Genomic DNA, 25,818 nt, shown 5'->3' on the forward strand with positions numbered 1-25,818 from the left:
AAGAGGCGATTAGAACCCGATGTTGAGGCCGCCGAGGAAGGTGCGGGCCTGCGGGTAGATGCCGCGGTCGACGCCGCTGGGGCTCACCTCCGGGTCGAAGCCCGTGTATTTGGTGAAGGTGAAGAGGTTCTGGGCGCTCACGTACACCCGAATCTGCTGGGCGCTGATGCGGCTGAGCAGGGTGCTGGGCAGCGAGTAGCCCAGGGTCAGGTTTTTCACGCGCAGGTAGGAGCCGTCTTCGATGTAGTAGCTGCTCACGCGCAGGTTGTTGTTGGGGTCGCCGGCAATGGCGCGGGGCACGTCGTTGCTGGTGCCGGCACCGGTCCAGCGGCCCAGCACGCGGGTGCCGCCGCTGGCGTTGCCGTACAGCGGGGCTTCTTCCAGGTAGCGGTTCAGGTTGTACACGTCGTTGCCCTGCACGCCCTGAAGGAACACGCTCAAATCGAAGCCCGCGTAGGTCAGCGTGTTGGTCAGGCCGTAGGTGAAGTCGGGGTTGGGGTTGCCGATGAACGTGCGGTCGGCGGCGTCAATCTTGCCGTCGTTGTTCAGGTCCCGGAAGCGGATGTCGCCGGGGCTGGTGGCCTTGGTGGGGTCGGCGTTCACGGTTTGGGTGGCGTGGTTGCGCACGTCTTCGGGCGTCTGGAACAGGCCGTCGGCCACGTAGCCGTAGAAGGAGCCAAACGCGTAGCCCGGCTCGTAGCGCACGATGTCGCCGCTCAGCGAGCCCTGGCCGTTGAAGGGCAGGCCGGCGCCCAGCGAAGTGAGGCGGGTTTTAAAGGTTGAGAAGTTGAGCGTGGTGTTCCACACCAGGCCGCGGCCGGCGTTGCGGAAGTTGTGCGAAGTCACCGAGAAGTCGAGGCCGCGGTTGTAAGACGACGAAGCGTTGCGGGGCACGTTCTCGTAGGTGCCCGACACCAGCGACACCGGCACCGAGGTAATCAGGTTCGGCGAGTTGCGGTTGTACAGGTCCAGGGTGGCCTCGATGCGGTTGTCGAACAAGCCCAGGTCGATGCCGAAGTTGGTTTGGTCGTTGGTTTCCCAGCGCAGCTCGGGGTTGGGCTGGCGGGTGGGGGCGCCCCCGGTGAAGATGGTGCCGTTGGGCCCGAAGGGGTAGTTAATCTGCGAGTTGATGGAGTAGAGGTAGGCGAAGCGGCCGGCGTTGTTGGGGTTGCCCACCTTGCCGTAGCCGGCGCGCAGCTTCAGGTTGCTCACCACCAGGTTGTCCTTCATGAAATTCTCCTCCGAAATGCGCCAGCCCACCGACACGCCGGGGAAGGTGCCGAACTTGGCGCCGGGGGGGAAGGCGCTGGAGCCGTCGGCCCGCACCACCGCCTGCAGCAGGTACTTGCCGGCGTATTCGTAGTTGAGGCGGGCAAAGTAGCTGGCCAGGTGCGACGGCACCCCCAGGTAGCCGAAGTTGCCGAGCTGCGGGTTCACCGGGCCGTTGTTGAGGTTTTGCAGGTCGTTGCTCAGGTAGCCGTTGCGCGAGGCGCCCACTTCCTGGCTGTTGAAGAGCTGTGCCGACTGGCCCAGCAGGAACGTCACCTGGTGCTTGTCGGCAAAGAGGTGGTCGTAGGTGCCGGTGTTCTCAATCAGGTAGCTGTAGATGGTGTTGGCCTGCGAAAACGAGCCCGCCGTGGAGTAGCGCGTGGTGTACACGTCGGTGCCCACCGTCAGCTCCGGGATTTTGGGGGCGAAGCTGTTGTTGTTGGTGAAGTTGAAGTCGACGCCCACGTTGGTGCGGAAGCGCAGGCCCTTCACCGGCTCCAACTCGGCAAACAGCGTGGTGAGCAAGCGGTTGCGCACGTACTTGCGGTTGGTGTAGAGTTGGGCCAAGGGGTTCTCTTCCACGAAGTTGTCCTGCTGGCCGCGCGGCTCGTAGTAGTAGCCGTCGGGCCGGTACACGGGCACGATGGGAATCATGCGAATGAGCTGCTGCACCGTGCCGTACTCGCCGCTGTTGGACGTTATCTGGCGGTCTTCCTGGTGCGTGAGCTGGATGCTGTTGCCCAGCTTGAGCATCTTGTTCACCTGCAAGTCGCCGTTGGCGCGCAGCGTAAAGCGCTCAAAATTGGTCCCGATGATGATGCCGTCCTGTTTGAAGTAACTGCCCGACACCGCGTAGCGGGCCTTGTCGCTGCCGCCGGTGGCGCCCAGCGAGTAGTTCTGCATGGCGGCCGTCCGGAACACCTCTTTCTCCCAGTCGGTGCCTTCGCCCAAGGCGGCGGGGTTGCGCAGGCGGTCCACCACAATGGGCTGGTTGGCCGCAATGCGATTTTCGTTGTTGATGACGGCGTACTCCTGGGCGTTCAGCAGGCCCAGCTTGCGCCAGGTGCTCTGCACGCCCCGGTAGCCGTCCACGTTCACGGTAGACTTGCCGGCCTTGCCGCGTTTGGTGGTGATGATGACTACGCCGTTGGCGGCCCGCACGCCGTAGATGGCGGTGGCCGAAGCGTCTTTCAGAATGTCAACGCTCTCGATGTCGTTGGGGCTGATGACGTTGAGCTGGTCTTCGCCCGAGTCGGGCAGCGGAAAGCCGTCCACCACAAACAGCGGGTGGTTGTTGCCGGCCGAGGTGATGCCCCGGATGAGGATGGACGTGCCGGCCGCCCCGCCCGGTGCGCCGCCGTTGGAGGTGATGGTCACGCCCGCTGCCCGGCCCTGCAGGGCCTGCGACACGTCGGCCACCGGCAAGGCGGCAATTTCCTGGCCGCTCACCGAGGCCACCGACCCCGTCACGCTGCCGCGCTGCTGGGTGCCGTAGCCCACCACCACCACTTCGTTCAGCTTCTGGGTGTCTTCTTTCAGGCTCACGCTCAGGGCGCTGGCGTTGCCGGCCGTGAGCACCACGCTCTGGGTGGTGTAGCCCACAAAGCTGAACACCAGCGTGCTGCCTTCGGGCGCCATCAGGCTGAAAGCGCCGTCGGCGTTGGTGCTCGTGCCCACCGACGTGCCTTTCACCAGCACGGTCACGCCGGGCAGGCCGGCCCCATCGGGCCCGGTCACTCGCCCGCTCACGGGCACGTCGGCCGCGGGCCGAACCAGCCGGCTCTCGGCCTCGGCTGGGGTGCTGTGCGCCAGCGCGGGAAGCCCGCAGGCCAGCATCACCGCCGTGCGGCGGAGCAGCGCATGTAAGTAAACAGGTCGCTTCATAATGAGAATTGTGAAGTGGGTGGGAAAAAATGTTAGAAGGTGAGTCCGCCCGCAACGGGCGGCCAGTCGGCGGCTCGGTTAGTTGGTTGAGTTTGGCGGGGCGCTGGACGGCACTACCGCGCCGGTAGTTTTGGTGGGCGCGCTGCTGTTGGCACTGGCGCTGCCCACGTAGCGAAACCGCGCCGTTTGGGTGCCCACGCGCAGCGTGTACCAGCCGTCTTCCAGCTGGGGGCGGCCCTGGCCGTCGGGGTAGCTCAGGTCGCGCAGGGGTTCGATGGTGAAGGTCAGTGCGCGGGTCTGGCCGGCGGCGTAGGGCTGCTTCTCGAAGTGCTTGAGCAGCCGCACCGGCCGCGCAATGCGCCCCACTTCATCGGTCAGAAACCACAGCGTGGCCTCTTGGCCGGCGCGGGTGCCGGTGTTGGCCACCTGCACGGTGGCGCGCAGCCGGGCGGCGGTGCCCGTGAGCACGGAGTCGCTAAGCGTCAGGCCCGAGTAGGCGTAGGCAGTATAGCTCAGGCCCTCGCCAAACTCGGTCAGCATCGTGCTTTTGTACTGGGTGCCCGGGGCCGAGAAGCCGGCCGCAAAATCTTTCAGCTCGGCGCTGTTCTCGTTGGCGTCGTGGTGGTAGTTGGTGACGTGGCCGGCAAACTGCGGATAGGTAAACGGTAGCCGGCCGCTGGGATTGGTCTTGCCGCTGATGACTTCGGCCAGCGCCGTGCCGCCGCCGTAGCCCGGCAGCCCCGCCCAGATGACGGCCGCGCTGCCGCCCGCCACCGCCCGAATGATGCTCGGCCGCCCCCCGATGATGACCAGCACCGTGGGTTTGCCGCTGGCCTGGGCCGCGCGCACCAGTTGCTGCTGGTCGTCGGGCAGGGTCAGGTCCGAGGTGTTGCCCAGCACTTCTGTGTAGGGCCGCTCACCCAGGGCCAGCACCACGGCATCAGCCCGCTTGGCGGCGGCCGATATGCTGGTCAGCAACGGCTTGCCTTTGGCGTCGCGGTAGGGCAGGGCCTCGACGGTGGCGTTGGGGTATTCCTTGCGCAGGGCTTGCACCAGCGTGGGCACGTCTTTGGGGTAGCCCTCTTCGGCGCGGCCCTGCCAGGCCAGCGTCCAGCCGCCGCACAGGTTGGCGCGCGACTCGGCCGAGGGGCCCAGCACCAGCAGGCGCTTCACGCGGGCCGGAGCCAGCGGCAGCACGTTCTTCTCATTCTTCAGCAGCACCAGCGACTCGCGGGCCGCCGCCACGGCCTGGGCGCGCAGGGCCGGGTCGCCCACGCGGGCCAGCCGGTCGGCGCGGGGCATGGGGTTTTCAAACAAGCCGATTTCCTCCTTCATCTGCAGCACCCGGCCCGCCGAGAGCGTGATGCGCTCCTCGCTCAGGCGGCCTTCCTGCACCAGCTCCTTCACGTAGCGGCAGAAGTTGGTGTCGTAGGGCGTCATGGCCACGTCGATGCCCGCGTCGAGGGCCATCCAGGTGGCTTCCTTTTCGTTGGGTGCCACCTTCTGCACCTTCACCAGCCGGTTGATGTCGCCCCAGTCCGTCACCACCACGCCCCGGAAGCCCATCTGGCGGCGCAGCAGGTCGGTAAGAATGGCTTTGGAGGCGTGCACGGCCTCGCCGTTGATGGCGCCGGAGTTCACCATCACGCTTTTCACGCCGGAATCGATTGCGGCCTGGAACGAAGGGCGAAACAGCTCCTGCAGCCGCTGGTCGGGGATGAGGGCGTTGGTGCGGTCCCAGCCGTTGCGCGGGTCGGAGTACCCGATGAAGTGCTTGGCGCAAGCCGCTATTTTGTAGGGTGCTATCTCGCTGTTGGTCTGGGCCTCACGCACAAACGTGGCGCCCATGGTGGCCGCCAGCAGCGGGTCTTCGCCGTAGGTTTCGTAGAGGCGGGGCCAGTAGGTGTTCACGCCCAAATCCAGCACCGGCGCAAACAGCCAGTGGTGCCCCAGGTCCGCCGACTCCAGCACCGTGGCGCGGGCCGTCTGGCGGGCTAGGTCGGGGTTGAAGGTGGCGCCCAGGTTGAGGTTGTGCGGGAAAATGGCCGTGCCGCTCACGTAACTGGCGCCGTGCATGTGGTCGATGCCGTAGAGGATGGGCACGTGCAGCCGCGACTCGCGCAGGGCAATGCGCTGCAGCGCAGCCGAGTAGCGCACCCACTGCGCCGCCGGCACCGCCTGCCCGTTGATGAACGAGCCCACGTGAAAATCGCGCACCAGCGCCGTGGCTTTGGCCGAGTCCAGCACCACGTCCTTGTCTTCGCCCGTGGTATTTATAGCCGACAGGTTGAGCTGGGTCATCTGCCCGATTTTCTCTTCCAGGGTCATCTGGGCCAGCAGCTGCTGCACCCGCGGGCTGAAGGCGGCCACGGCCGGGGCGGGCACTGCCCCCACGCTCACCGTAGTGGCGGGCGCCACGCCGGCGGTGGGCACGGCAGCCCGCTGGCAGGCGGCCAAAAGCGGCGCACTCAGCAGCAGCGCACGCCAGCTGACGCAGCCCCGGAGGGACGACCAGCGGGTACGCGCAACAGCAACCGAAAAGGAGGTGGTTACGGGAAAAAACACGAGCGTCGGGTGGGATAGGACGCTCAAATGTATGGGCCTGTGGTTGGCAAATGCAAGTGCAAAAACCGCCTCAGCTGCTTGTTTTAAGGGTTTTTACGCTTGTTTGCCTAAGTGGTTATACGCTTGCTGCACACGTAAAAAAACCGCTTTGTGCGCCAACTTGCCGGGCAGCGCCTTTTCGCAAATCCTGGTCTTGGGCTAAAAAACAACGAAAAAAAGTGCGAGAAATCGAAAAAAAATTGACTTCACGCCGCACATACCCACACCCCCACCTAATTCTGCGCCTACTATGCCGCCAAGCCCAAATCGTGGGAAGCCTAGCATTCGCAATCGTTACCGGAAGGTTGGGGCCGTCATTTTATGCTTTCCGCGGGGGCTTCTTCGGTCACTTCGGCGTCGGCGGTGGCATCCAGCAGCACATGCGTCCACGGCTCACCTTCTTCGTAGTCGGGGGCGTGGCGGCGGCGCTGCAGGGCAGCCAGCACTTTCTGGGCAAAGGCCCAGCTGGTGGCCTGCCGCAGCTCCAGCACGCGGGCCAGTTCCGACGGCGAGTAGTTGCCTTTGTGTGCGTGCAGAAGGAACACGGCGTACAGCGCCTTCACAATCGAGAATTTGCACTTTTGAAGTAGGGTGCCGGCGGTGGCCGACTCCACGTAGCGGCAGCGGGTGCAGCGGCGGGCGTGGGGCTCGCGGGCTTCGCAGCTCTTCTCGTGGCCACACTTGCGGCAGCGGTAGGTGCCATGGTCCCACTTCAAGCCGGCCAGGTAGCGCAGGCAGGCGTCTTTGTCGGGATAAATCTGGCTGAACTCGCCAAAGTCGACTTCGCGCGCTTCGATGCGGGCGGCCTTCTCGGCGTGCAGGTCGCGGCTGAGCTCGGCGTTGAGGGTTTCGATGGCGGCCGACTGCAGGGCCAGCAAGCCGTTGGCTTCCAGCAGCTCGCGATTCTGAGCGGCCACGGTGTCGTTTTGGCGGCGCAGCTCGGCGGTGCGCTGGGCCACCAGGGCTTCGAGCTCGGTGTTGAGGCGGTCTTTGAGCTCCTGGTTTTCGCGCATCTGCTCCACCAGGCGGTCCTGGGCCTGGTGCTTTTTGCGCAGCTGCTTCAGCAGCCGATGCTGGGTGAGCAGGGTCGTATCCATCAGGCCTTTGAGCTTTTCGCCCAGGGCGTAGCTCAGAATCACCACTTCGGCCACAAAAGCCGCGTAGAGGCTATACACGGTGTAGGCATTGTTGTAGAAGTCGATGCCCAGCTTGCGCATGATGAGGAAGGTGAGGCTGCTGGCCACCAGCGCCTGCGCCAGCAACAGGTAGCGCGCCGGGCGCAGCCCGCTGCGGTAGGCCCGGAAGGCCGAGTAATACAGCAGGCCATACGGCAGCAGGTAGAGCCAGAAGCTGAACCCCGAATGCACCACGGCCGCATCCAGCACCAGCAGGGCCGTGCTCAGGCCCACCACCCAGCGCCCCAGGCTGTAAAGGGTAGGCACGCGCGAGGCCATGTCGAGAAAGCCGCTGGCGTACACGGCAAACGTGATGAGCAGCAGCACCGGCGCCGCCGCCCCAATGAAGTGGTTCTGCCCTGGCCCGCCGGGCCACAGGTACTGAAAGCCCAGCCCGTCTTCGGTCAGAAACAATAGCGTGCCGCTCAGCACGTAGAGCACGTACGACAGATACGTCTGCTCCTTCAGGAAGAAGAACAGAATCAGGTTGTACAGCAGCATGATGACCAGGATGCCGTAGAATATGCCCAGCAGCCAATACTGCGCCGACAGTTCCGGAATGAGCCCCGGCCCGCTGTGCAGCATGGCCCGGAAGCTGGTGCGCGTATCGGAATGCAGGCGCAGGTAGTAGGTCGCGGTTTGGCCCGGCCGCGGCGGCAGGTCAAACAGGAAGTTCTTGTAGGGGTGCGGGCGGGTGGCAAAGGGCAGGCTGGCGCCGGTCAGCACGCTGTCGTAGGCGGATGTGCTCCCGGGCCGGGGCCGGAAAAACAGCGCCTGGCCGATGTGCGAGTCGTAGAGTTCCAGGTACCAGGCCGCCGTCTCGTTGGGCGCGTGGCGCACCGTGATGCGCAGCCAGTAGGCGCTGCGCGTGTGGTCGATGTTGGCCGGGTGGCCCGAACCGCGCAGCCGCACAAAGCGCCGGCTCCACGTAGGGCTCTGTGCCTGCGCCAGCGTGAGGCGGCCCGTGGGGTCTTCCAGCAGGCTGTAGTAGTTGTCGTCGAGGTAAATGGCCGACTGCGCCGGGTCGACCACCAGCGTGTCTTCGGGCGCGGCTTGGGCTTGCGGCGCGCCGCCCAGCAGGCCCGCCAGCACCAGGCTCAGGAGCAAGAAAAACCGCCTGAGCGGGCTTTCCAACGCCCGGCATTGGGCCCGGGGCCAATCGGCAGTGTCTGGTTGTTGCATGAGGCGTCTAAAATACAAAAAGCCCACCGGCTTTGAACCGGTGGGCTTCTTGAAACAAGCGGGGCAAAGCCTTACAGGCGGAACTGCGCGCCCACCTTGATGCCGAAATTCTGGTGCTTGGGCGTAATGGTCGTTTCGCGCACCGGCTGGTCGCGGTAGGTGAGGCGGTGGATGAAATCGACGCGAATAAACTTGAAAATGTTCTCGATGCCGTAGCCCACTTCCACGTACGGCTGCTTGTCGAGGGTGGGGATGGGGGCCAGTTCGTGGCCGCTCATGTCGCGGCGGGGCTGGGTGGTGTTGGTTTTGGACAAGGTGCCATACAGCACGTTGGCCGTGCCCACTAGGCGCCAGTTGAGCGCCCGAATGCCGGGGATGCCGTTGAGGAGCAAACCTTCGAAGTGGTGGTCGAGCCGCAGCGACACCGAGCGGTCGGTCACGAACTCGAAGTAGTTCATCAGGTTGAACGAGTTGGCGTTGTAGAACGGCGTTTGGTTGCCCAGCGGCGTTTTGAGGATGAGGTAGGGCACCGCATCGGGAATGTAGCTGCCCTCGAGGCGGTAATTGAGCCGGCCCAACTGGCCAATCGAGGCGCTGTGCGTAATCAGCAGGTTAAACTTCTGGTACGGCGGCGGCGTCTTGCCTTCGAAGAGGTTGCGGTAGCCAAGGGTGTAGCGGAACGTGAACACCGGCCAGCGCTTCAGGCCCACGGCCCGGCGGCGGTTTTCGCTCTGCACCAGGTTTTCGTCGGGGGCGTAGCGCGACTCTAGCACTGCTTCCGACAGCGTGAGGTCGTGGCCAATGGGCGCCGACGGGCCGCGGTCGGTGGTGGAGTAGTAAGCGAAGTCGTGTAGCGGCGAAATATCCTGGTGGCGCAGCGTCAGGGTCTGGGTGAAGCCGTGGAACAGGTCGCGCTGCACGCTGAGCGAGTACAAGTCGCGCAGGATGGGGCGGCCCTGAATGAAGCGTCCCCAGCGGGAGGCGGCCGCAAATAAGTTGTCGGAGGAAGTGAAGTCGTTGTCCAGCAAGGCCACCTGCTCCACGTCGTGCTTAAATTCGCCGGTGAGCAGCGTCCAGTGCCGGCGCTCGGCAATGTAGTAGGTCCGGATGCCGTACTTGATGCGGGTATCGCGCGTGCCGTAGGCCACGTAGCCCTGCGTCACCCAGTCGCGGCTGATGCTGGGCGTGGTGCGGAAGCCCAGCCGGATGCGGCTGCCTTCGTAGTCGTTGTGGGCGTAAGAAGTGAGGATGGGGCCAATGTCCCAGCGGCCCACGCGCTTGTAGCCGTTCACCAGCAGGTCGACCCAGTCGAGCAGGTTGCGCACCGACGGCAGTTGCTTGGCCGAGTCGAGCACGGCAAAGGTCTGGCGCTCCGACAGGCTGAGCGTGTCGGGCCGGTGCTCGTCGAAATAACCGCGGGCGCCAGCCTGCGGCTGGCTCGAGAGTAGGCCGCCGTCGCCCTGCTCGGCCGGCTCCATCAGCGACGACACAATGGGCTGGTCGTAGAAGCCCGGCTCGGTGTGGAGCTTGTTGCGCACGAAGTTGCTGCTCACCGTGGTGAAGCGCACCAGCATGGCGGCCTGCTTTTCGTAAGGCCGCACGCTGAGAACCAGCTTGGTGCGAACGGGCAGGCCCGGGCCGTCGCCCGGCGAGGTGAGGTCCTGATAAATGCGCAGGTCGCTCACGAAGTTGATGTTGGCGTCGGGGCTGGCCACCACGTCAATGCGACGCAGCGCGTAGCCTTCCTGCGTAATCCAGATGGTGCCTTTGAAGGCCAGGTCGTGGCTGCGCTTGGGCGTCACGGCTATCTTGTAGCACCAGTCTTTGCCCACAAACACCGAGTCCTGCAGCTCGTAGTCGTAGGTAAGGCGGCCGCCTTCGGCAATGGGCGAGATGAAGTCCTTGCCCAGCACGTTTTGCCAGTTGGGGTAGAAGTCGAAATTCTGGAAGTTCGAGCCCAGCATTTGCGACAGCACCGAGCCCTCGCGCGGGCCGGCGCCGCGCATCTGCTTGTGCAGCAGGTCTTCGCGGCGGCGCAGCGGGGCGTTGCGCTGGTACACCCGCGAGCCTACTTCGGAGGCGAAGATGGGCAACGGCGCGTCGCCGTCGGCCGCCGCCGCCGCGCCCTGGCGCACGGCCAGGGCCCGAATGTCCTTGATAACCTTACGCTTGGCCAGGTTGGCGGGCACGTCAATCAGGCTGGTTTCGATGCGGTTGTAGGAGTCGTATTCGGCCGCTTGCAGGGCCGAGCGTTCATTTTCGGGCTTGTGCTTCTGCACTTCGCGCAGGATGCGGAAAGCGGGGTTTTCGGGCTGGCGCGACGATACCACCACTTCGGCCAGCGCCACGCCGCCGGTCTTCAGCCGGAACAGCACGTTTTGGGTGGGAGCGTCGCTAAGCTTGCGGCGCTGGGTGGCAAAGCCCATGGCCGAGGCCGCAATGGAGTCGGGCGAGCCCGTCACGGCCAGCCGAAACTTGCCGTCGGCGTCGGCGGTGACGCCCGCGCTGGTTTTGGGAACGAAAATGGAGGCAAACGGCACCGGCTCACCGTTCGTAGCCTCCACTACCTGGCCGCTGATTACAATACGCTGGGCTGCGGCTGGCAACACCAACAGGAGTGCCAGGAGCAGCGGAGCAAAAAATTTCATACTGAGTAGTAAGGAGCCAAATGCAAGAACCTGAAGTAGTCCGGCAATTTACGCAAAGCGTACGCGGCTCCCAACTAGTTCCAAGCCGAAAGTATGAAAATTTCGGGCCAACAATTAAACCTGGCGGACCAACTGTTGTCCTGGCCCGGCCAACGTTAACGGAGCCGTCAAAAAAGCCCGTGCGTGGGCACGGGCTTTTTTACCTTGAAGAAGAAAACCGCCGGCAAAGGCGCCGGCCGGGCCTAGCGAATGACGATGGCGCCGTTGCCGCTCGTGGCCACGCGTCGTTCGCCCGCCGCCAGCAGGCCGCGGCTCATGCCGAAGGCAAAGCCCGGGGTGCTGCTGCTCAAGCCGGTGATGTTGCCGCCGCCCGCCGCCACCATGTTGCCCCCACCGGCGGCCACCACATTGCCGCCACCCGCGGCTACCACATTGCCCCCGCCGGCCGCCACCACGTTGCCGCCAGAGTTCTGTACTGCAACAGCAGAAACCTGATTGCCATTCAGAACGACCACGGCGAAGTTGCCATTGGGCAGGGGGGTGTAGCCCAAGCGGGTGCCGCTGGCCAGAAACTGCCGCACGTAGCCGAGCAGCTCGTTGTAGTTGCCCCAGCTGCCGTTGTTGTACAGGCGGATGTTGCACTCGCAGACTTCGCCCTGGCCCACGGGGGCGCGGTTGGCTGCCTGCTTGTAAGCCTGGGCAATCCAGGGGTCGCGGCACTGGGCCGAAGCGTTGAGTGTGGGCGTGAGCAGGGTGAGCAACGCCGCGCAGGCCAGCAATAAACAGGTTTTGAACATGAGGTGGGAATGGAAAAGATGGAAATGGAATAGTTTGAGAACGAGGGAATCCGCGGGGCCCCGTTGGGACAATCATCGAAGACTCATTCCTGGTGGCCAAACTATTGGGTCATTTCAGCTTTTCCAATACCCGTCGAGCAAGTGGAGCAAAAAGTCGACGGGCGGGTGCACCCGTCTGCCAACGGCGGCCGAGCCCGGTTAGCCAAGCGGCAAAGTCAGGCCCGGCTCGGCGGCATCGGTCAGCCAGACTTCCGTGCCCGCCGGTAAGGTGGCCGCCCCGACATCAAGCAGCAGCCCGCGGGTGGGGGCGTTGGGCGTTTCGGGCCGCGTCATTTCCTCCACGGTGGCCACGGCGGCGTGGCGCGCGCCGTCGGGCAGCCGCGCTTCCACAGCCAGGGCGGTGTGCAGGGCGTATGGTGCCAATGCGGGTGCGGGGCCTTGGGGCAATAATAGCAGGCCCAAACCCGGCAAGGGCCAGGCAGCGGCCACGCGCAACAGCAGGCCAGGGGGCGTATGCGGGGCAGTGGAAGGCATCAGGGCTGGGCCGGATTATCGGGCAGGGCTGCTTGCTTGCGGCGGGGCGTGGGCCGCAGGAAGTTGGCCGCGTTTGAAATAACGAAAACCGTGGACACGAAGCCGGCTATTTTTTCCAGCAGCAGCAGCAGGAGCTGGGCGGCGCCCACCGCGGGCGTGGCGCTGCCCTCGGTGTTGCTGATGAGCGTGCCCACGCTGAAATAAAAAAGCTGGCCAAAAACATCCAGTTCGCTGCCCGCGCGCAGGCCGGCAAAGGCGTTGCTGTTCACGCGGTGGAGGCAGTAAAAATCGAGCGCGAAAGACAGCGCAATCATGAACAGATTCAGCGACACCAGCAGCACAAACTGCCGGAAGGCTTGGCGAAGCGCGGCCAGGGCCCGGAAGTTGTGCAGCAGAAAATAGCCGGTTTTGCCCGCCGCGGCCAGCAGCAGCACGCCGGTGATGGCGCCGGGCGTCAGGCCTTCGTATTTGTCAATCAGGTACAGGGCCAGGCCCAGCGCCAGCAGCAAGCCGTGCTGCCAAAGCAACTGGTGCCACTGGTTTTGGGGCCGCGGGCGATTCATAGAGCCGAAGAAGAACCAAGCGGGTGAGCGCGGAATGAAAATGCAGCCACGAGGCACTGGCTCAGCCTTATACTTCCACCTTCAGCGTGGCCGGGGACTTGGTTACCTCAAACAGCTCGCCGTGGGGCACGATGGTGATTTGGCCGTATTCCTGCAGCAGCATTTTGTAGCACTCGGCCACGGGGCGGGGCTTGCGGTCGAGGTCGAACAGGCCGCAGGGGTTCACCTTGCCCACTTTGCGGGCCAGGCCAATGTCCCAGTCCAGCTGGTCGATGAGCGAGTACCAGGTGAAGCCGAGCACAGGCACGCCTTCGTCGCGCATGCGCAGGATGTTCACCCACTGCTTCCAGAGCCAGGTGGGGGCGTTGTGGGCTTCCAGCACGTTGGTTTCGGTGTGCATCACGGGCTTGCGGTAGCGGCGGTAGTATTCCAGCGTGATGTTGTACCAGCCCAGCACGTCCATGCTGGTGCAGATTTCGCCATCGGGCAGCACGATGCGCTCGTTGCGGCCGTAGTAGTCGTTGCCCATAATCTGGTAGCCGGGTGGCTCGCCGGCCATGAACCAGTCGTACTCGCGCCGGGTCAGGCCGTGGTCGAAGAGGTAGTTGAGCACGTCGCCGTCGGGGTGGTGGGCGTAGAGCAAGTCCAGCGACACAAAGCGCAGCTTGTTTTCCAGCGCCACCTCGGGCGAGGGGTTGGCGCGCAGCTCGTGGATGTACTCGGCCGACTCGCTTTGCACGATGATGCAGTCGGGCCGGTGCACGGCAATCTGCTGGGTGGCCATGATGCTGGCCGCCACCAAGTGCTTCATGGCCGTCACGAAACCGCGGTCGGATTTCAGCTGCTCGTTCCAGAGGCCGTCCTTGGCGCTCATGCGGGCCGTCACGTAGATTTCGTTGATGGGCGTGTAGTAGCGCACCCAGGGGTAGCGCCGGGCCACGGCGCCCGCGTACTCGGCAAAGTGCACCGGCAGCTCGGGGTTCTGGAAATTGCCCAGCCAGTCGGGCACGCCGAAATGCAGCAAATCCAGGATGGGCGTGATTTCCAGGCGCTGCATCTCGGCCATCACCTGGTCGGCAAATTCCCAGTCGTATTTGCCCGGCCCCAGGTGGGTTTTGTGGTAGGGCAGGCCGTAGCGCAGCACTTTCAGGCCCAGGCCCTTCACCAGGGCCAGGTCTTCGCGCCACCGCTCGTAGTGGCCGCACTCTTCCAGCAAGTCGCGCCGCGTGCGGCCGTGGTCGATGGTGGGGTTGGAGCACTCGATGCCGGTGGCAAACATGAAGTTGTTGGGCAGGCCGGTGGGCAGGCCGCGGCCGTCGTGCCCGCGGGCGCCGCCAAACTCGTCGCCGGCGTAATTGCCGTCGCCGTATTTCTCCTTGATGTGGGTGAGGAAGGCTTTCATTTGGGGATAGTTGTCAGTTGCTCGTTGTCAGTTGTTGGCTCTTTCGAGCAGCTGTCAGATACTAACAACCGACAACGAGCAACTGACAACTAAAATCACGCGTCGCGCCGCTGCTGCTGTTCCAGAAACTTGTCGGCTGTGCGCAGGCTCAGGGCCATGATGGTGAGGGCGGGGTTCACGCTCAGGGCGCTGGGGAAGGTGGAATTGTCGGCGATGTAGAGGTTGGGCACGTCGAAGGCGCGGCCGTTGGCGTCCACCACCGCGTCGTCGCCGCTCAGGCCCATGCGGGCCGTGCCGATGACGTGCGCGTAACGCTGAAACGCCCAGATATCCGTAGCCCCGGCCGCTTCCCAGATGCCGCGCATGATTTTCTCGGCGTGGGCATTCATGCGCTGCTCGTTTTCCTGGGCCGTGAAGTGCAGGCGGGGCTTGGGCAGGCCGCGGGCGTCTTTCTCCTCGGCCAGCTCCAGGAAGTTGTCGGCGTGGGGCAGGCAGTCGCCCAGGATGTTGATGCCGGCCACGTGGTTATAGTTCTTCATGTAGTCGCGCAGCGGCTGGCCCCAGAGCTTGCGCCCCCGCGCCACCTGCCCCGCAAACGTGACGGGCATGATGCCGATGCTTTGCAGCAGGTAGCCGCCCGCAAAATCGGCGTCGGCCGGCCGGTGGGTGTCCTGCGAAATCAAAGCGCCCGGAATGCCCTTGTACGGCCGCACCGCTTCTTCAAATGTGCCAAACACCTGCACGCCGGGGTGGGCCATCAGGTTTTTGCCCACTTGCCCGCTGGTCAGGGCCAGCTCATTGAGCAGCAGCAGGCGCGGCGTTTCCACCGAGCCGGCGCAGAGGAACAGGTGGCGGCAGCGCTGGCGCTGCTGCGCCCCGTTTTGCGTGTACACCACCCCAGTGATGCGGCCCTGGGCGTCGCGCTCAATCTCGGTCACGAAGCTGTTGGGGCGGATGTCGGCGCCGTGCTTCACTGCTAGCGGAATAAACGTGACGTCCATGCTGGCCTTGGCGCCGTTGGAGCACCCCGCCTGGCAAAAGCCGCGGTTGGTGCAGGCCTCGCGCCAGCCAATGCCTTCCTGGTAATAGCGCGCCGACAGCGCCGCATTGGCCGCCGGCGAGGTGCGAATGCCCAGCTTCTCGGCCCCGCGCACCATGAGCTGGGCGGCGCCGTTGAGCGGCAGCGGGGCCAGCGGGTAGCCCTTGCGTCGGGCCGGGCCCCAGGGGTAGGGCGTGGGCCCCGAAATGCCCAGAAACTGCTCCAGCTCCTCGTAATAGGGCGCCAGCTCCTCGTAGCCCACGGGCCAGTCCTCGCCCTGGCCAAAGTCGCGCTTCAGGTGCAGGTCGTCGGGCAAGGGGCGGGGCGTGTAGGCGGTGTAGTGCAGCGTGGAGCCGCCCACGCCGGTGCCCGAATTGTTTTTGCCCATGGCCAGCGGGTCGTGCCCCGCGCTCAGCCGCTCGTCGTTCCAAAACAGAAAGTTCTGGGCGTGCTCGTCGGTGGCAAAATCTTTCTCGGGGTTGTGCCAGGGGCCGGCTTCCAATGCTACCACCTTCAGGCCGGCCATGGCCAGGCGTGCCAGCAGCGGCGCCCCGCCCGCGCCCAGGCCAATCACCACGCAGTCTACTTCGTCGGCCTCGGCCGGGATGGCCTGCGGCTGCTCCTGCGGAATGTCGGTGGCAGCCGGTGCCGGGGCGGCGGGCTCGTCGGCCAGCAGCGCGCGCAGCAGCGGGTCCTGCACTTCGGGCTTCACGGGGTTGAGGACGCCTTCTTCGAGAACTTCTTCGTCGGGCATTTTTGCAATGGGTGAATGAGTGAATGGGTGAATGGGTGGATAAGCGGCCGGGCGAGTGAGCAGACGACCCTAGAGTCAGTCCCCCATTTCCCATTCACTCACTCACCCATTGGGTTCACCTCCCGGTCTTCTTTTTCGTTGAGGCCGATGCGCGTCCAGGCCGGCAGGTCGGCCATGCCCACGTAGCCGATTTCCTCCTGGGCCAGCGGGTGGGCGTAGTAATACTCCGTAAGTTCGGCCAGCAGCTCCTCGAAGAAGCGGCCGGCGTGCAGCGTTTGCCAGGTGGCGCCGGGCGGGCGGCCATCGGCCAGGGCCTGCAGCACCGCGTCCTGCTGCTCCGCCGCCAGCGCCAGAAAATCGGCCTGAAACAGACTCTGCGCTATTTCCTGAATGCCGCCCAGGCCCAGGCGCATGGCTTCGCGGTCGGGCGGCAGCACGTCGTAGCGCCAGCCATCGGCGCGGCCGGCGGCCAGGCGCTGGTCCACGGCCGGGGCCAGGGCAATGGGGGCTTCGGGGCGGTCGGGCTGCGGGAAGAGGCGGGCGGCCACGGCTTCGAGCAAGGCAAAAGACTCGGCGCTGAGCAACTGCGGCGCGTAGGCGGCGGGGGCATCGAGGCGCTCCTGCAGGGCGGCGCGGGTGGCTTCGGAAACGTGTTCGGTGCCGAGCAGGGCGCGCACGGTGCCGCTCGGGTACGTGGGGACGGGCATAGTAAAGGCTGTAGCTGATGGCAACGCCGCCTCAGACGGCTCAGCTAATATTCCCTTACGAGCAAAATCTTCTTCGCGGGTGAAAGCCCCGGCACTTCGCGCGCAAAAAGTCCGGCCAGCCACCGCTGGGCCGCGACGGGGGCGCTACTTCAGCAGCATAATGGCGGCCATGGTTTCGATGCCGTCCCAGAGGTTGCCGAGGCGGATGTTTTCGTTTTCGGCGTGCTGGTTGTTGTCGTAGTTGGCCACGGGCACCGTGATGGTGTGGGCCTGCAGCTCCTGCTCAAACACGTAGAGCGGCAGGCTGCCGCCCATGGTGGGCAGCTCCACCACGCGGTCGGGGGTGGTGGCTTGCACGGCGGCCACCACCTGCCGGGCAATGGGCAGGTCGAGGCGGGTGCGCTGGGCGTTGTAGCCGGGCTGGGGCTGCACGCGGGCCAGAAGCGGGTACTGGGCCCGCTCGGCCGCCGTGGGCTCGGCGCTGATGACGTGGTAGCCCTGCCGCTCGATGTGGCGAATGACTTTCTGCACCTGGCGCTGCACGTCGTTGCCGGGCACCAGGCGCAGGTCGAGCATGGCCGCTGCCGTAGTCGGGATGACGTTGGCGGCCTGCGCGCCCACGTTGGCGCTCTGCATGCCGTTGATGTTGAGCGAAGGCTGGTTGAGCAGCTCCACCAGCGCCTGGCCCGTGCCGTAGGGCCGGGCAAAGCCCAACTCCTGCCGGATGGTTTCGTCCAGGTTGGGCACGCGGGCCAGGGCGGCTTTCTAGGCCAGGGTGAGCGGGGTCACGTCGTCGTAGAAGCCGGCCACGCGCACCCGCCCGGTGCTGTCCTGCATCGAGGCCAGCAGGCGGGCCAGGGCCAGGGCGGGGTTGGGCGCCCAGTTGCCGTAGTGGCCGCTGTGCAGGGGGCGGCGCGGGCCGTACACGGTCAGGCCCAGGTTCACGTCGCCCCGCGCGCCAAACACCACCTGCTTGCGGCCCGACTGGTGCACCGGCCCGTCGCAAATCACCCACACGTCCGACGCCAGCAGGGCCTTGTGCCGCGCCAGCAGCTCGGCCAGGTGCGGCGAGCCCCGCTCTTCTTCGCCCTCAAAAAAGAACTTAAGGTTGGCGGTGGGCTTGAGCTTGCTGGCCACCAGGGCCTGGTAGCCGGTCAGAATGGCCATGATGCCGGCCTTGTCGTCGGAGGCACTGCGGGCGTAGAGGCGCCAGTTGGGGTCGAGGGGTTGGCCGGCGGCGGGGAGCGGGGCCAGCCGGCCGTCGCGGTCGAGCGGCCCGGTGGCCAGCACGGGCGTGAACGGGCTCAGGCCCTCGCGCCACTGCGCGGGGTTCACGGGCTGCCCGTCGTAGTGGGCGTAGAAAATGACGGTGCGGGTGGCGCCGGGCGTCTTCACCTCGCCAAACACCACCGGCGCCACGCCCGGCGTGGGCGCCGCCAGCAGCTGGCTCCGGATGCCGCGCTGCTGCATCATGCCCTGCACAAACACGGCCGTGCGCCGCAGGTTGGCCGTGTCGGCGGCCACGTTGGGAATGGCCACCAACTGCCCAAACTCCGTGAGCAGCGCCCGCTCGTTGGCCTGCCGGAAGCGCCGCACCTGCTGCAGCGGGGTGGTGGCCGCAGTCGAGCCAAGAAGTACCACCAGGGCCAGCGCGCAAAGTTTTTTCATGCCGGTAAGTTACTGGCTTTTGCGACCGGAAAAGCGGCCGTTTCGGCCATGTCTAGGTGCCTACCGGAATAGCGCGAGGGCTTTAATAAATGTCTGAAAGACGCCCCAGGCCAGCGGCACGCCCACAAACAGCCAGGCCAGCATCACTGAGCCGCCCGCGCTGGCCTCGGCCGGAGCAGATGGAGGAGAAGAATCTGTGTGTGAATTCATGACAGTGATAAGCAAAGGCGGAAGATGCAAGGCAGCTCAGTGTCCGCCGGCTTCCGGCGTGACGGGGCCTTGCTCGGCGTATTTCTCGTTCACGGGCGTTACGGCGAAGTTGGCCAGCAGGCCCACCACCAGCAGGCCGGCCATGGTGTAGAACACGGGCTGGTAGGCGGCGGCTCCTTTCAGCCCCTCGGCCTTGCGGCCCTCCGACAACCAGTTCACAATGAGCGGACCCAGCACGCCGGCCGTGCTCCAGGCCGTGAGCAGGCGCCCGTGAATGGCTCCCACCTGGTACTTGCCAAACAAGTCGGACAAGTAGGCCGGAATGGTGGCAAACCCGCCGCCGTACATGCTGATAATCAAGCAAGCCACTACCACAAACAGCGTGAGCTGCGCATTGTGGCCCAGCGTTGGCACCAGGGCATACAGCACCATGCCCAGCCCGAAATAGAGGGCATACGTGACCTTGCGGCCCAGCTTGTCCGACGCCGACGACCAGAAGAAGCGGCCCAGCAGGTTGAACAAGCTGAGCAGGCCCACAAACCCGGCCGCTGCGGCCACCGTCACGCCACGCCCGGCCCCGAGGACCTTGTCCGAAAAAGTTTCCTGAATGAGCGGCGAGGCCGTTTCGAGCACCCCGATGCCGGCCGTCACGTTGCAGAGCAGCACCACCCACAGCAGCCAGAACTGCGGCGTTTTGATGGCGTTGTCGGCCGACACGTTCCGGTCGGTGATGAGGGCGCTGTGCTCCTGGTTGGGCACGTAGCCGGCGGGCGCCCAGTCGTCGGCCGGCACCCGAATGGTCCACACCCCAAACTGCATGAACAGGAAGTAGAGGAAGCCCATGGCGATGAACGTGGGCGCCACGCCCTGCGGCGCCACGTCGTTGAAACGCGCCATCAGGGCCACGGCCAGCGGCGAGCCTATCATGGCGCCGCCCCCAAAGCCCATGATGGCCATGCCCGTGGCCACGCCCTTGCGGTCGGGAAACCACTTGATGAGCGTGCTCACCGGCGAAATGTAGCCGATGCCCAGCCCGATGCCGCCCACCACGCCGTAGCCGAAATAGACCAGCGCCAGGCTGTGCAGCCGCACGCCCAGCGCCGCCAGCAGAAAGCCGCCCCCAAAGCACAGCGCCGCCGCCAGCATGGCCTTGCGCGGCCCCACGCGCTCCAGCCACTTGCCAAAAATGGCCGCCGACAAGCCCAGCAGCACAATGGCAATGGAGAAAATCCAGCCAATCTGGCCCGCCGTCCAGTCGCCGGCAGCGGGGTGGTCCACGTCGCCGCTGAGCAGCGCCCCCAGCGGCTTCTTGAACACGCTAAAGGCGTAGGCCTGCCCAATGGCCAGGTGAATGGCCAGCGCCGCCGGCGGCACCAGCCAGCGGTTGTAGCCGGGGCCCGCCACGGTGCGGCTGCGGTCGAGCAGCGAGGAAGAAATTTCAGCCATGAAGAGGCAGGTTAAAGGACGGGCGACGGAGAGAGTTCAGGATGACAGGTGACACCAGATGAGTCCGACGCCCGGCCACCTCCGGCTATTCGTCGCTGCTGAGCTTGCCGCCGGTGACGTGCACGAGGCTGCCGGTCATGAATGAGCCGTCCTGCGAGGCCAGCAGTACGTAGGCCGGCGCCAGTTCCTCGGGCTGCCCGGGGCGCTTGAGCGCCACTTCATGGCCGAACTTTTCAATCTCTTCGCGCGGCATGGTAGCCGGGATGTTGGGCGTCCAGACCGGGCCCGGCACCACGCAGTTCACCCGAATATTCTTCTCGCCCAGGTACAGGGCCAGCGACTTGGTGAGCGCGTGAATGCCGGCCTTGGAGCAGGCGTAGTCCACTAGAATCGGAATGCCCGTGATGCCCACGATGCTGCCCGTGTTGATGATGCAGTCGCCGGCTTGCAGGTGCGGAATGGCCGCCTGCGCCATCCAGATGTACCCCAGAATGTTGGTGTCGAAGGTGCGCCGGATTTGCTCTTCCGGGATTTCCTCAAACTTCTCCTGGCTGTTTTGAAAGGCGGCGTTGTTCACCAGAATGTTCAGGCCGCCCAGCTCGGCCAGGGTGCGGCGCACGGCCTGTTTGCACTGCTCTGAGTCGCGCACGTCGAGCTGCAGCAGCAGGCACTTGCGCTTTTCGCGCTCCACCAGCCGGCGGGTTTCTTCGGCGTCCTCCACGTTTTCGTTGAACACCACGGCCACGTGGGCGCCTTCTTTGGCGAAGGCAAGGGCCACGGCCCGGCCGATGCCCGAATCGGCGCCGGTGATGAGGGCAATTTTATCCTTGAGCTTGCCGGCGGCGCGGTAGTTAGCCAGGTCCGAGTCGGGCTGCAGGCGCATGTCGGCCTGCTTGGCTGGGTAAGGCAGCTTCTGGGCGCCGGCTTTCATGTCTTTGGCAGTGGGGCGGCGCTCAGGCGTGGCAGGGGCTTTCTTAGCGGCCGCAGGGGCTTTTTTGGCGGCCTGCTTGGCCGGCACGGGTTTTTTAGTGGGCATGAGCTGAAAGAAATGGACTGTGCAGCTTACGCGTAAACCCGGCAAATGGCTACCCCGGCCGCCGCCCGGGCCCGGCGGGCTAGGCCGTGGGGTCGGGGTACACGGGCGGACGCTCGCCCACCGGCCGGCCGGCGCGCCAGCGCCGGAAGGCTTCGGCCGTGGCCCACATGGCCAGCAGCGGGCCCACCACGTAGAGCCACAGCCCCGGCCCGCGACCCGCCGCGGCCGCTGCGCCCACGGTGCGGGCCGGGTTCAGGCTCATTCCCGACAGCGGCGACTCGACCACGATGAACACGGCCAGCAGCCCGCCGGCCAATGCCCCCGCCCATTTTTTGCGCGTGGGCGAGTGCAGGGCCCACAGCAGCCCCAGCATCAGCACGGCCGAAATCAGCATTTCGGCCCCCAGCGCCAGGGCCCAGCCGTGGGGCGCGTCCAAGGGCTCAGTAGTGTTGTAGTGAATGAGGTGGTGCCCCAGCCACGGCGCCAGCAGCCAGCGCATGCCAAAGCCCGCGGCCAGCGCGCCCGCCACCTGCGCCAGCCCGTACCACAGCGCATCGGCGGTGCGAATGTGGCCCAGCTGCCAGAAGCCCAGCGTCACGGCCGGGTTGAAGTGGGCGCCCGAGCGTTTGCCCCAGGGCGAGTAGGCCAGGGCCGCAATCAGGCCGCCCACCACCAGGCCCACGCCCACGCGCTGCATCCACTCGTGCGGCCCCAGCGCCCGCGCCACCGCCGAATCGGGGTGGTGAAACAGCACGGCCGCCGTGCTCGACACGGTGAGAAACGCCATCAGGCCGCCGGCTTCCGTCAGGTAGTGGCGCCAGTGGTGGCGCAGGGCCTGTAGCAGGCGGGTGGCAAAGGCCATATCGAACAGCGGCGGGTGAGCTTCTGCAACGCAGAAAAGCCCGTTGGGTTGGCCGCCGGGGCGCGGGCGCGGGCCGCTACAGCCGGCGCAGGGCCACGCGGCGGTTGCGGGGGCGCTGGGCGGGGTCGGCGTTGTCGGCCACGGGCTGGGTGCCGCCGTAGCCCACGGGGCGCAGCTGCCCGGCGGCCACGCCGTGGGCCGTGAGGTAGAGGCACACCACCTCGGCCCGCTGCTGCGAGAGCTGGCGGTTGAGCTCGGCGTTGCCCACGTTGTCGGTGTGGCCCTGCACCTCGAAGCGCAGCGCGGGCTGGGCGCGCAGGGCCGCGGCCAGCCCGTCGAGAGCGGTGCGCACGGCGGGCAGCAGCTGGGCCTGGCCTTGGTCGAAATACAAATCCGGCAAGGTGATGGCCTCGCCCACGGCCAGGCTGGCCAAGCGCACCCGGCGGCTGGAGTCGGGCTTGGCCGCAATGGGCGGGGACGGGGCCGCAGTTGTCGGCACCGAGCGTGGCGTCGGCGCAGGCAGGGCGGCTGGTTTTGCGAGCCGCGGCGCCGCGGCTACAACTCGGGGTTTGCTGCGAGGCAACTGCGCGGGCGGCAAGGGCCTGCTCTCGGCCGGAATGGCTTTCGGGGCGGGCGCAGAAGGGGGAGGGGCTGCGCGCTTGGCCACCGGCTTGGGGTTGGACTGGTACAGGTAGGCCGCCGAAATGGGGGTGGGCTTGGGCTTGTCGGAAGTCATTCCCCACAGATTGCGCCACGAAGAAACCGTTTGGGAAGCCGGCGGCTCCCAGGTCACAAACACGCGGGTGTCCAGCCCGTATTGGCAGTAGTCGACCCGCAGGTGGTACGGCTCGCCGGCCCGTAGCTCCACGGCTGCAGTGTAGCTGCTTTGGGGCTGGCCGCGCCACTCGTTCAGCAGCAGCCGGTCGTTCAGCCACAGCCGGATGCCGTCGTCCACGGTCACGTGAAACACGTAGCGGCCGGTGGTAGGTGGCACCAGCCAGCCCGTCCAGCGCACCGAGAAATCCTCGGCCGGCAGCCCCGGCGCGGGCGGCTGCTGGCCCCAGTTGAAATTGATGGTGGCGTCGCGCCGGGTCAGCACAAACCGCTCGAAGTTCGTGCCTTCATAGTAGTCGCCGCGCAAGCCCGTGCCGGTGGGTAGGCCCTGGGCCTGCGCCAGTACGGGCAGCAAACGCACCAGCATTAGCGGCAGTAGTCTATAAAAACGTCCAGTGTTCGGCCAACTCATGTTGCCGCAACGAAATAGCGCGAGTTGGTAGTATCCACTTCTTACAATGCAGCCGGGCTACTTAAACTCATGGCCGCAATGGAAGCAGTGGAAGCGGTTGCCGCGCACCGGGTAGCGCAGCAGCACCGACAGCAGCCCCGACCACAGCCCGTAAGTGTTGCGCGTGGCCGGCCCCCAGGCCACGTCCGACGACCCGCAGCGCGGGCAGCGGGGCGTCACGGGGTCGGGCGCTTCGGCGGCGAAGGAGGCCACGTCGGGGGTGGTGGCGGGCGGCACGGGCACCGAGTGCAGTAGCGCCAAGGCGGCTTCCACGTCGCGCTGGCGCACGTGCAGGCGCACCCCGCCCGTGATGGGGCTGTAGAGCGGCAGCAGCCCCACCAGGTTTTCGTTGCTCAGAAAGCACGGAATGCCCGCCGCCTCCAGCCGGGTGCGGGCCAGGTTGGCCGCCATCGGCTCGTAAAACGATTCGAGAAAAACGACGGAGTCGGGGGTGGGCACGGGAGTACGGTAAATTTAGAGCGTCATGCTTCGACAAGCTCAGCATGACGTTCTTCCTAAGCAGCTTGAAAAATTACTTCGTCTGCTTCGTGGCCTCGTTGATGCCTTTGGCGGCGTGGCCGGCTTGCAGGGCCACAAATTCGGCCTGGCGGGCCCGAATGGGCACTTCGTAGCGCGTGGGCATGTCCATCCGAATCTGCTTGAGCTGGTCGTTCAGGCGCTGGTACACGGCGCGGGCGTAGTCCCAGTCGCGGTCGGTGAAGGTGGTGCGCTCGGCGCGCACGGCCCGCACAAACTGGGCGTAGGCGTTGGGCAGGTCGGCGGGCGTGAGGGCGTTTACCTGGCCGGAGTAGGGGCCCAGCAGCCGGGTTTCCATCGCAATCTGCTCGCGCGGGTCGAGGGGGCGGGCGCGGCGGGCGCGGTTGGCCTCGTGGTAGGTGGCGGTGGCTTTGCCCACGTTGGCAATTTTGCGGGTGGCCTTGCGGGCCAGGGTGTCCAGCTCGTGGCCGGCTGTGCGGGCGGCTTCCTGCCGCTCGCGCGGGGTCGAGTCGCAGCTGCTGAGCGAAAGCGCGGCCAGGGCCAGCAGGGCCCACAGCGGCCGGCCGGAATGGGAGGTCGAACGTTCAACTAGTCGTTTCATGGGGCGCCAAAATAGGGTGGGAGGACTTGGGGTTGCCGCCTTCTACGGCAGGCCCCGGCGAAGGTAGGGGCCCGGACCCGGGCTACTCCAGCGGCCCGCCGTCTTCGAGCAGCTCGCGCAGGGCCAGCTGCTGCTCGTGCAGGCCGGGCAGGTGGGCGCACAGCGCGGCCAGCTGGTCCAGGGTGCGCAGGGCGCGGCGGTAGTCGCCCAGCTGCCGCAGGATGCCCGCTTTGCCCCACAGCGCCCCAAAATGCCGCGGCTCGCGGTGCAGGGTTTCGGCAATGTCTTCGAGCGAGGCTTTGTACTCGCCGCGCAGGTAGTGGGCCGTGGCGCGCTTGTTCCAGGCTTCCGCAAAATCGGGGTTAATCTGGAGGATGTGCGTGAACAAAGCAATGGCCAGCGTGTGGTCCTCGGCTTGCATGGCGCGCATGCCGGCTTCGAGCTCTTTGTCGAGGGCCGCGTCGCCACTGCTCAGCCAGGCCTGCCAAATGCCGCTTTGCAGGGCTTCAATCTCGGCCGGCGCGGTGGCCGTGCGCAGCTGGGCAAACAGGTCGTCGAGCATTTTCAGTGAACAGTTAACGGTGAGCAGTGAACAGTGGGCCATGACGGGCACTGTTTCGGTAGCATAAACGAGCCCTGCGGCTAACTGTTCACTCTCACTGTTCACTGTTAATTGTTCACTGAAATCAAAACAGCTCCTTGGCCACGCGCCGGATGCTTTCGGCCTTGCCCATGGAGTAGTAGTGCAGGCAGGGCACGCCGTGGGCCATCAGTTCGCGGCTCTGGTTGAGGCACCACTCGATGCCAATGGCCCGCACCGCGTCGTTGTCGCGGCACTGGCTCACGGCCTCCACCAGCGGCTCGGGCAGGTTGAGGTAGAAGGAGCGGGGCAGCATGCTGAGCTGGCTCTTGGTGGTGAGCGGCTTGAGGCCCGGAATGATGGGCACGTGGATGCCCGCCGCCCGGCACAGCTTCTCGAAGCGGAAAAACTCCTCGTTGTCGAAAAACATCTGGGTCACGATGTAGTCAGCCCCGCGGTCCACCTTGTGCTTGAGGTAGCGAATGTCGGCGTTGTAGTTGGGGGCTTCGAAGTGCTTTTCGGGGTAGCCGGCCGTGCCGATGCAGAAGTCCGTGGCCCAAGCTTCGTCCTGCTCCTGGTCGAGGTATTCGCCCTTGTTCAGGTTGGCCACCTGGCCAATGAGGTCGCAGGCGTAGGCGTGCCCGTCGGGCTCGGGCTTGAACACGCCCTCGCTCTTAATGGGGTCGCCGCGCAGGGCCAGAATGGAGTCGATGCCCAGGAAGTGCAAGTCAATCAGCGCGTTCTCCGTCTCCTCCTTCGTGAAGCCACCGCAGATGAGGTGGGGCACGGTATCCACATCAAACCGGTTTTTGATGGCCGCGCAAATGCCCACCGTGCCGGGCCGGCGGCGCACGGTTTTCTTCTCCAGCAGGCCGTTGGGGTGGTGGCGGTACACGTACTCCTCGCGGTGGTAGGTCACGTCGATGAACGGCGGCTTGAACTCCATCAGCGGCTCAATGTTCGAGAACAGCGTGTGGATGTTTTCGCCCTTTTTGGGCGGCAGCACCTCAAACGAGAAGAGGGTTTTGCCGTTGGCGCGGGCGAGGTGGTCGGTAACTTTCATTTTATGTAGCG

General features: G+C 65.7%; 21 protein-coding genes. All 21 read right to left on the reverse strand.

Going from position 1 to position 25,818, the window contains the following annotated elements:
• Positions 1-9: 9 nt before the first annotated feature.
• The gene (locus IC234_RS12775) at positions 10-3,153 is read right to left on the reverse strand and encodes a SusC/RagA family TonB-linked outer membrane protein (protein ID WP_190925177.1); all 3,144 of its coding nucleotides are present in this window, start codon (positions 3,151-3,153) and stop codon (positions 10-12) included.
• A gap of 78 nt (positions 3,154-3,231) precedes the next feature.
• Positions 3,232-5,718: a beta-glucosidase gene (locus IC234_RS12780; protein ID WP_190925179.1), complete on the reverse strand. Its 2,487-nt coding sequence runs from the start codon at positions 5,716-5,718 to the stop codon at positions 3,232-3,234.
• 353 nt (positions 5,719-6,071) lie between these two features.
• The gene (locus tag IC234_RS12785) at positions 6,072-8,039 is read right to left on the reverse strand and encodes a 7TM diverse intracellular signaling domain-containing protein (RefSeq protein ID WP_223827663.1); all 1,968 of its coding nucleotides are present in this window, start codon (positions 8,037-8,039) and stop codon (positions 6,072-6,074) included.
• A gap of 146 nt (positions 8,040-8,185) precedes the next feature.
• On the reverse strand, positions 8,186-10,762 hold the full coding sequence (locus IC234_RS12790; protein ID WP_190925183.1) for a DUF5686 and carboxypeptidase-like regulatory domain-containing protein: 2,577 nt from the start codon (positions 10,760-10,762) through the stop codon (positions 8,186-8,188).
• A 242-nt stretch (positions 10,763-11,004) separates the two neighbouring features.
• Positions 11,005-11,559, reverse strand: a complete 555-nt coding sequence (locus tag IC234_RS12795; protein WP_190925185.1) for a hypothetical protein — start codon at positions 11,557-11,559, stop codon at positions 11,005-11,007.
• Positions 11,560-11,757: 198 nt separating this feature from the next.
• Complete coding sequence (locus IC234_RS12800) at positions 11,758-12,093, reverse strand: hypothetical protein (RefSeq protein WP_190925187.1); 336 nt, start codon at positions 12,091-12,093, stop codon at positions 11,758-11,760.
• Positions 12,093-12,656, reverse strand: a complete 564-nt coding sequence (locus IC234_RS12805; RefSeq protein WP_190925190.1) for a hypothetical protein — start codon at positions 12,654-12,656, stop codon at positions 12,093-12,095. The genes IC234_RS12800 and IC234_RS12805 overlap by 1 nt, the downstream gene beginning before the upstream one ends.
• A 67-nt stretch (positions 12,657-12,723) precedes the next feature.
• Positions 12,724-14,058: a family 1 glycosylhydrolase gene (locus IC234_RS12810; RefSeq protein ID WP_190925192.1), complete on the reverse strand. Its 1,335-nt coding sequence runs from the start codon at positions 14,056-14,058 to the stop codon at positions 12,724-12,726.
• A 95-nt stretch (positions 14,059-14,153) separates the two neighbouring features.
• Positions 14,154-15,851, reverse strand: a complete 1,698-nt coding sequence (locus IC234_RS12815) for a GMC family oxidoreductase (protein ID WP_190925194.1) — start codon at positions 15,849-15,851, stop codon at positions 14,154-14,156.
• Positions 15,852-15,949: 98 nt separating this feature from the next.
• On the reverse strand, positions 15,950-16,558 hold the full coding sequence (locus IC234_RS12820) for a gluconate 2-dehydrogenase subunit 3 family protein (protein WP_190925196.1): 609 nt from the start codon (positions 16,556-16,558) through the stop codon (positions 15,950-15,952).
• Between the two features lie 144 nt (positions 16,559-16,702).
• A complete protein-coding gene (locus IC234_RS21850) occupies positions 16,703-17,305 on the reverse strand; it encodes a peptidase dimerization domain-containing protein (protein ID WP_317173376.1) in 603 nt (200 codons plus the stop codon).
• 18 nt (positions 17,306-17,323) lie between these two features.
• Positions 17,324-18,226, reverse strand: a complete 903-nt coding sequence (locus IC234_RS21855) for a M20/M25/M40 family metallo-hydrolase (protein ID WP_223827664.1) — start codon at positions 18,224-18,226, stop codon at positions 17,324-17,326.
• Between the two features lie 60 nt (positions 18,227-18,286).
• Entirely contained in the window at positions 18,287-18,436 is a 150-nt protein-coding gene (locus IC234_RS12830) for an MFS transporter small subunit (RefSeq protein ID WP_190925987.1), read from the reverse strand.
• A 36-nt stretch (positions 18,437-18,472) separates the two neighbouring features.
• A complete protein-coding gene (locus tag IC234_RS12835) occupies positions 18,473-19,882 on the reverse strand; it encodes an L-lactate MFS transporter (protein ID WP_190925199.1) in 1,410 nt (469 codons plus the stop codon).
• An 85-nt stretch (positions 19,883-19,967) separates the two neighbouring features.
• The gene (locus tag IC234_RS12840; RefSeq protein WP_394354884.1) at positions 19,968-20,813 is read right to left on the reverse strand and encodes an SDR family oxidoreductase; all 846 of its coding nucleotides are present in this window, start codon (positions 20,811-20,813) and stop codon (positions 19,968-19,970) included.
• A gap of 184 nt (positions 20,814-20,997) precedes the next feature.
• A complete protein-coding gene (locus IC234_RS12845) occupies positions 20,998-21,780 on the reverse strand; it encodes an aquaporin (protein WP_190925204.1) in 783 nt (260 codons plus the stop codon).
• A gap of 76 nt (positions 21,781-21,856) precedes the next feature.
• A complete protein-coding gene (locus IC234_RS12850; RefSeq protein ID WP_190925206.1) occupies positions 21,857-22,981 on the reverse strand; it encodes a PA14 domain-containing protein in 1,125 nt (374 codons plus the stop codon).
• Positions 22,982-23,083: 102 nt separating this feature from the next.
• The gene (locus IC234_RS12855) at positions 23,084-23,524 is read right to left on the reverse strand and encodes a putative signal transducing protein (protein ID WP_190925208.1); all 441 of its coding nucleotides are present in this window, start codon (positions 23,522-23,524) and stop codon (positions 23,084-23,086) included.
• 73 nt (positions 23,525-23,597) lie between these two features.
• Complete coding sequence (locus tag IC234_RS12860; protein WP_190925210.1) at positions 23,598-24,164, reverse strand: hypothetical protein; 567 nt, start codon at positions 24,162-24,164, stop codon at positions 23,598-23,600.
• An 82-nt stretch (positions 24,165-24,246) separates the two neighbouring features.
• On the reverse strand, positions 24,247-24,768 hold the full coding sequence (locus IC234_RS12865; protein ID WP_190925212.1) for a tetratricopeptide repeat protein: 522 nt from the start codon (positions 24,766-24,768) through the stop codon (positions 24,247-24,249).
• Between the two features lie 82 nt (positions 24,769-24,850).
• Entirely contained in the window at positions 24,851-25,807 is a 957-nt protein-coding gene (gene metF, locus IC234_RS12870) for a methylenetetrahydrofolate reductase [NAD(P)H] (protein ID WP_190925214.1), read from the reverse strand.
• Positions 25,808-25,818: the final 11 nt, after the last annotated feature.

This window comes from Hymenobacter armeniacus (genome assembly GCF_014699055.1).
Classification (GTDB): Bacteria; Bacteroidota; Bacteroidia; order Cytophagales; family Hymenobacteraceae; genus Hymenobacter; species Hymenobacter armeniacus.

Excerpts from the sequence above, each read along its gene's own strand:
- IC234_RS12775 (WP_190925177.1), bottom strand. The coding sequence starts at position 3,153 with ATGAAGCGACCTGTTTACTTACATGCGCTGCTCCGCCGCACGGCGGTG.
- IC234_RS12790 (WP_190925183.1), bottom strand. The coding sequence starts at position 10,762 with ATGAAATTTTTTGCTCCGCTGCTCCTGGCACTCCTGTTGGTGTTGCCA.
- IC234_RS12795 (WP_190925185.1), bottom strand. The coding sequence starts at position 11,559 with ATGTTCAAAACCTGTTTATTGCTGGCCTGCGCGGCGTTGCTCACCCTG.
- IC234_RS12800 (WP_190925187.1), bottom strand. The coding sequence starts at position 12,093 with ATGCCTTCCACTGCCCCGCATACGCCCCCTGGCCTGCTGTTGCGCGTG.
- IC234_RS12805 (WP_190925190.1), bottom strand. The coding sequence starts at position 12,656 with ATGAATCGCCCGCGGCCCCAAAACCAGTGGCACCAGTTGCTTTGGCAG.
- IC234_RS12810 (WP_190925192.1), bottom strand. The coding sequence starts at position 14,058 with ATGAAAGCCTTCCTCACCCACATCAAGGAGAAATACGGCGACGGCAAT.
- IC234_RS12815 (WP_190925194.1), bottom strand. The coding sequence starts at position 15,851 with ATGCCCGACGAAGAAGTTCTCGAAGAAGGCGTCCTCAACCCCGTGAAG.
- IC234_RS12820 (WP_190925196.1), bottom strand. The coding sequence starts at position 16,558 with ATGCCCGTCCCCACGTACCCGAGCGGCACCGTGCGCGCCCTGCTCGGC.
- IC234_RS21855 (WP_223827664.1), bottom strand. The coding sequence starts at position 18,226 with ATGAAAAAACTTTGCGCGCTGGCCCTGGTGGTACTTCTTGGCTCGACT.
- IC234_RS12830 (WP_190925987.1), bottom strand. The coding sequence starts at position 18,436 with ATGAATTCACACACAGATTCTTCTCCTCCATCTGCTCCGGCCGAGGCC.
- IC234_RS12835 (WP_190925199.1), bottom strand. The coding sequence starts at position 19,882 with ATGGCTGAAATTTCTTCCTCGCTGCTCGACCGCAGCCGCACCGTGGCG.
- IC234_RS12840 (WP_394354884.1), bottom strand. The coding sequence starts at position 20,813 with ATGAAAGCCGGCGCCCAGAAGCTGCCTTACCCAGCCAAGCAGGCCGAC.
- IC234_RS12845 (WP_190925204.1), bottom strand. The coding sequence starts at position 21,780 with ATGGCCTTTGCCACCCGCCTGCTACAGGCCCTGCGCCACCACTGGCGC.
- IC234_RS12850 (WP_190925206.1), bottom strand. The coding sequence starts at position 22,981 with ATGCTGGTGCGTTTGCTGCCCGTACTGGCGCAGGCCCAGGGCCTACCC.
- IC234_RS12860 (WP_190925210.1), bottom strand. The coding sequence starts at position 24,164 with ATGAAACGACTAGTTGAACGTTCGACCTCCCATTCCGGCCGGCCGCTG.
- IC234_RS12865 (WP_190925212.1), bottom strand. The coding sequence starts at position 24,768 with ATGGCCCACTGTTCACTGCTCACCGTTAACTGTTCACTGAAAATGCTC.
- metF (WP_190925214.1), bottom strand. The coding sequence starts at position 25,807 with ATGAAAGTTACCGACCACCTCGCCCGCGCCAACGGCAAAACCCTCTTC.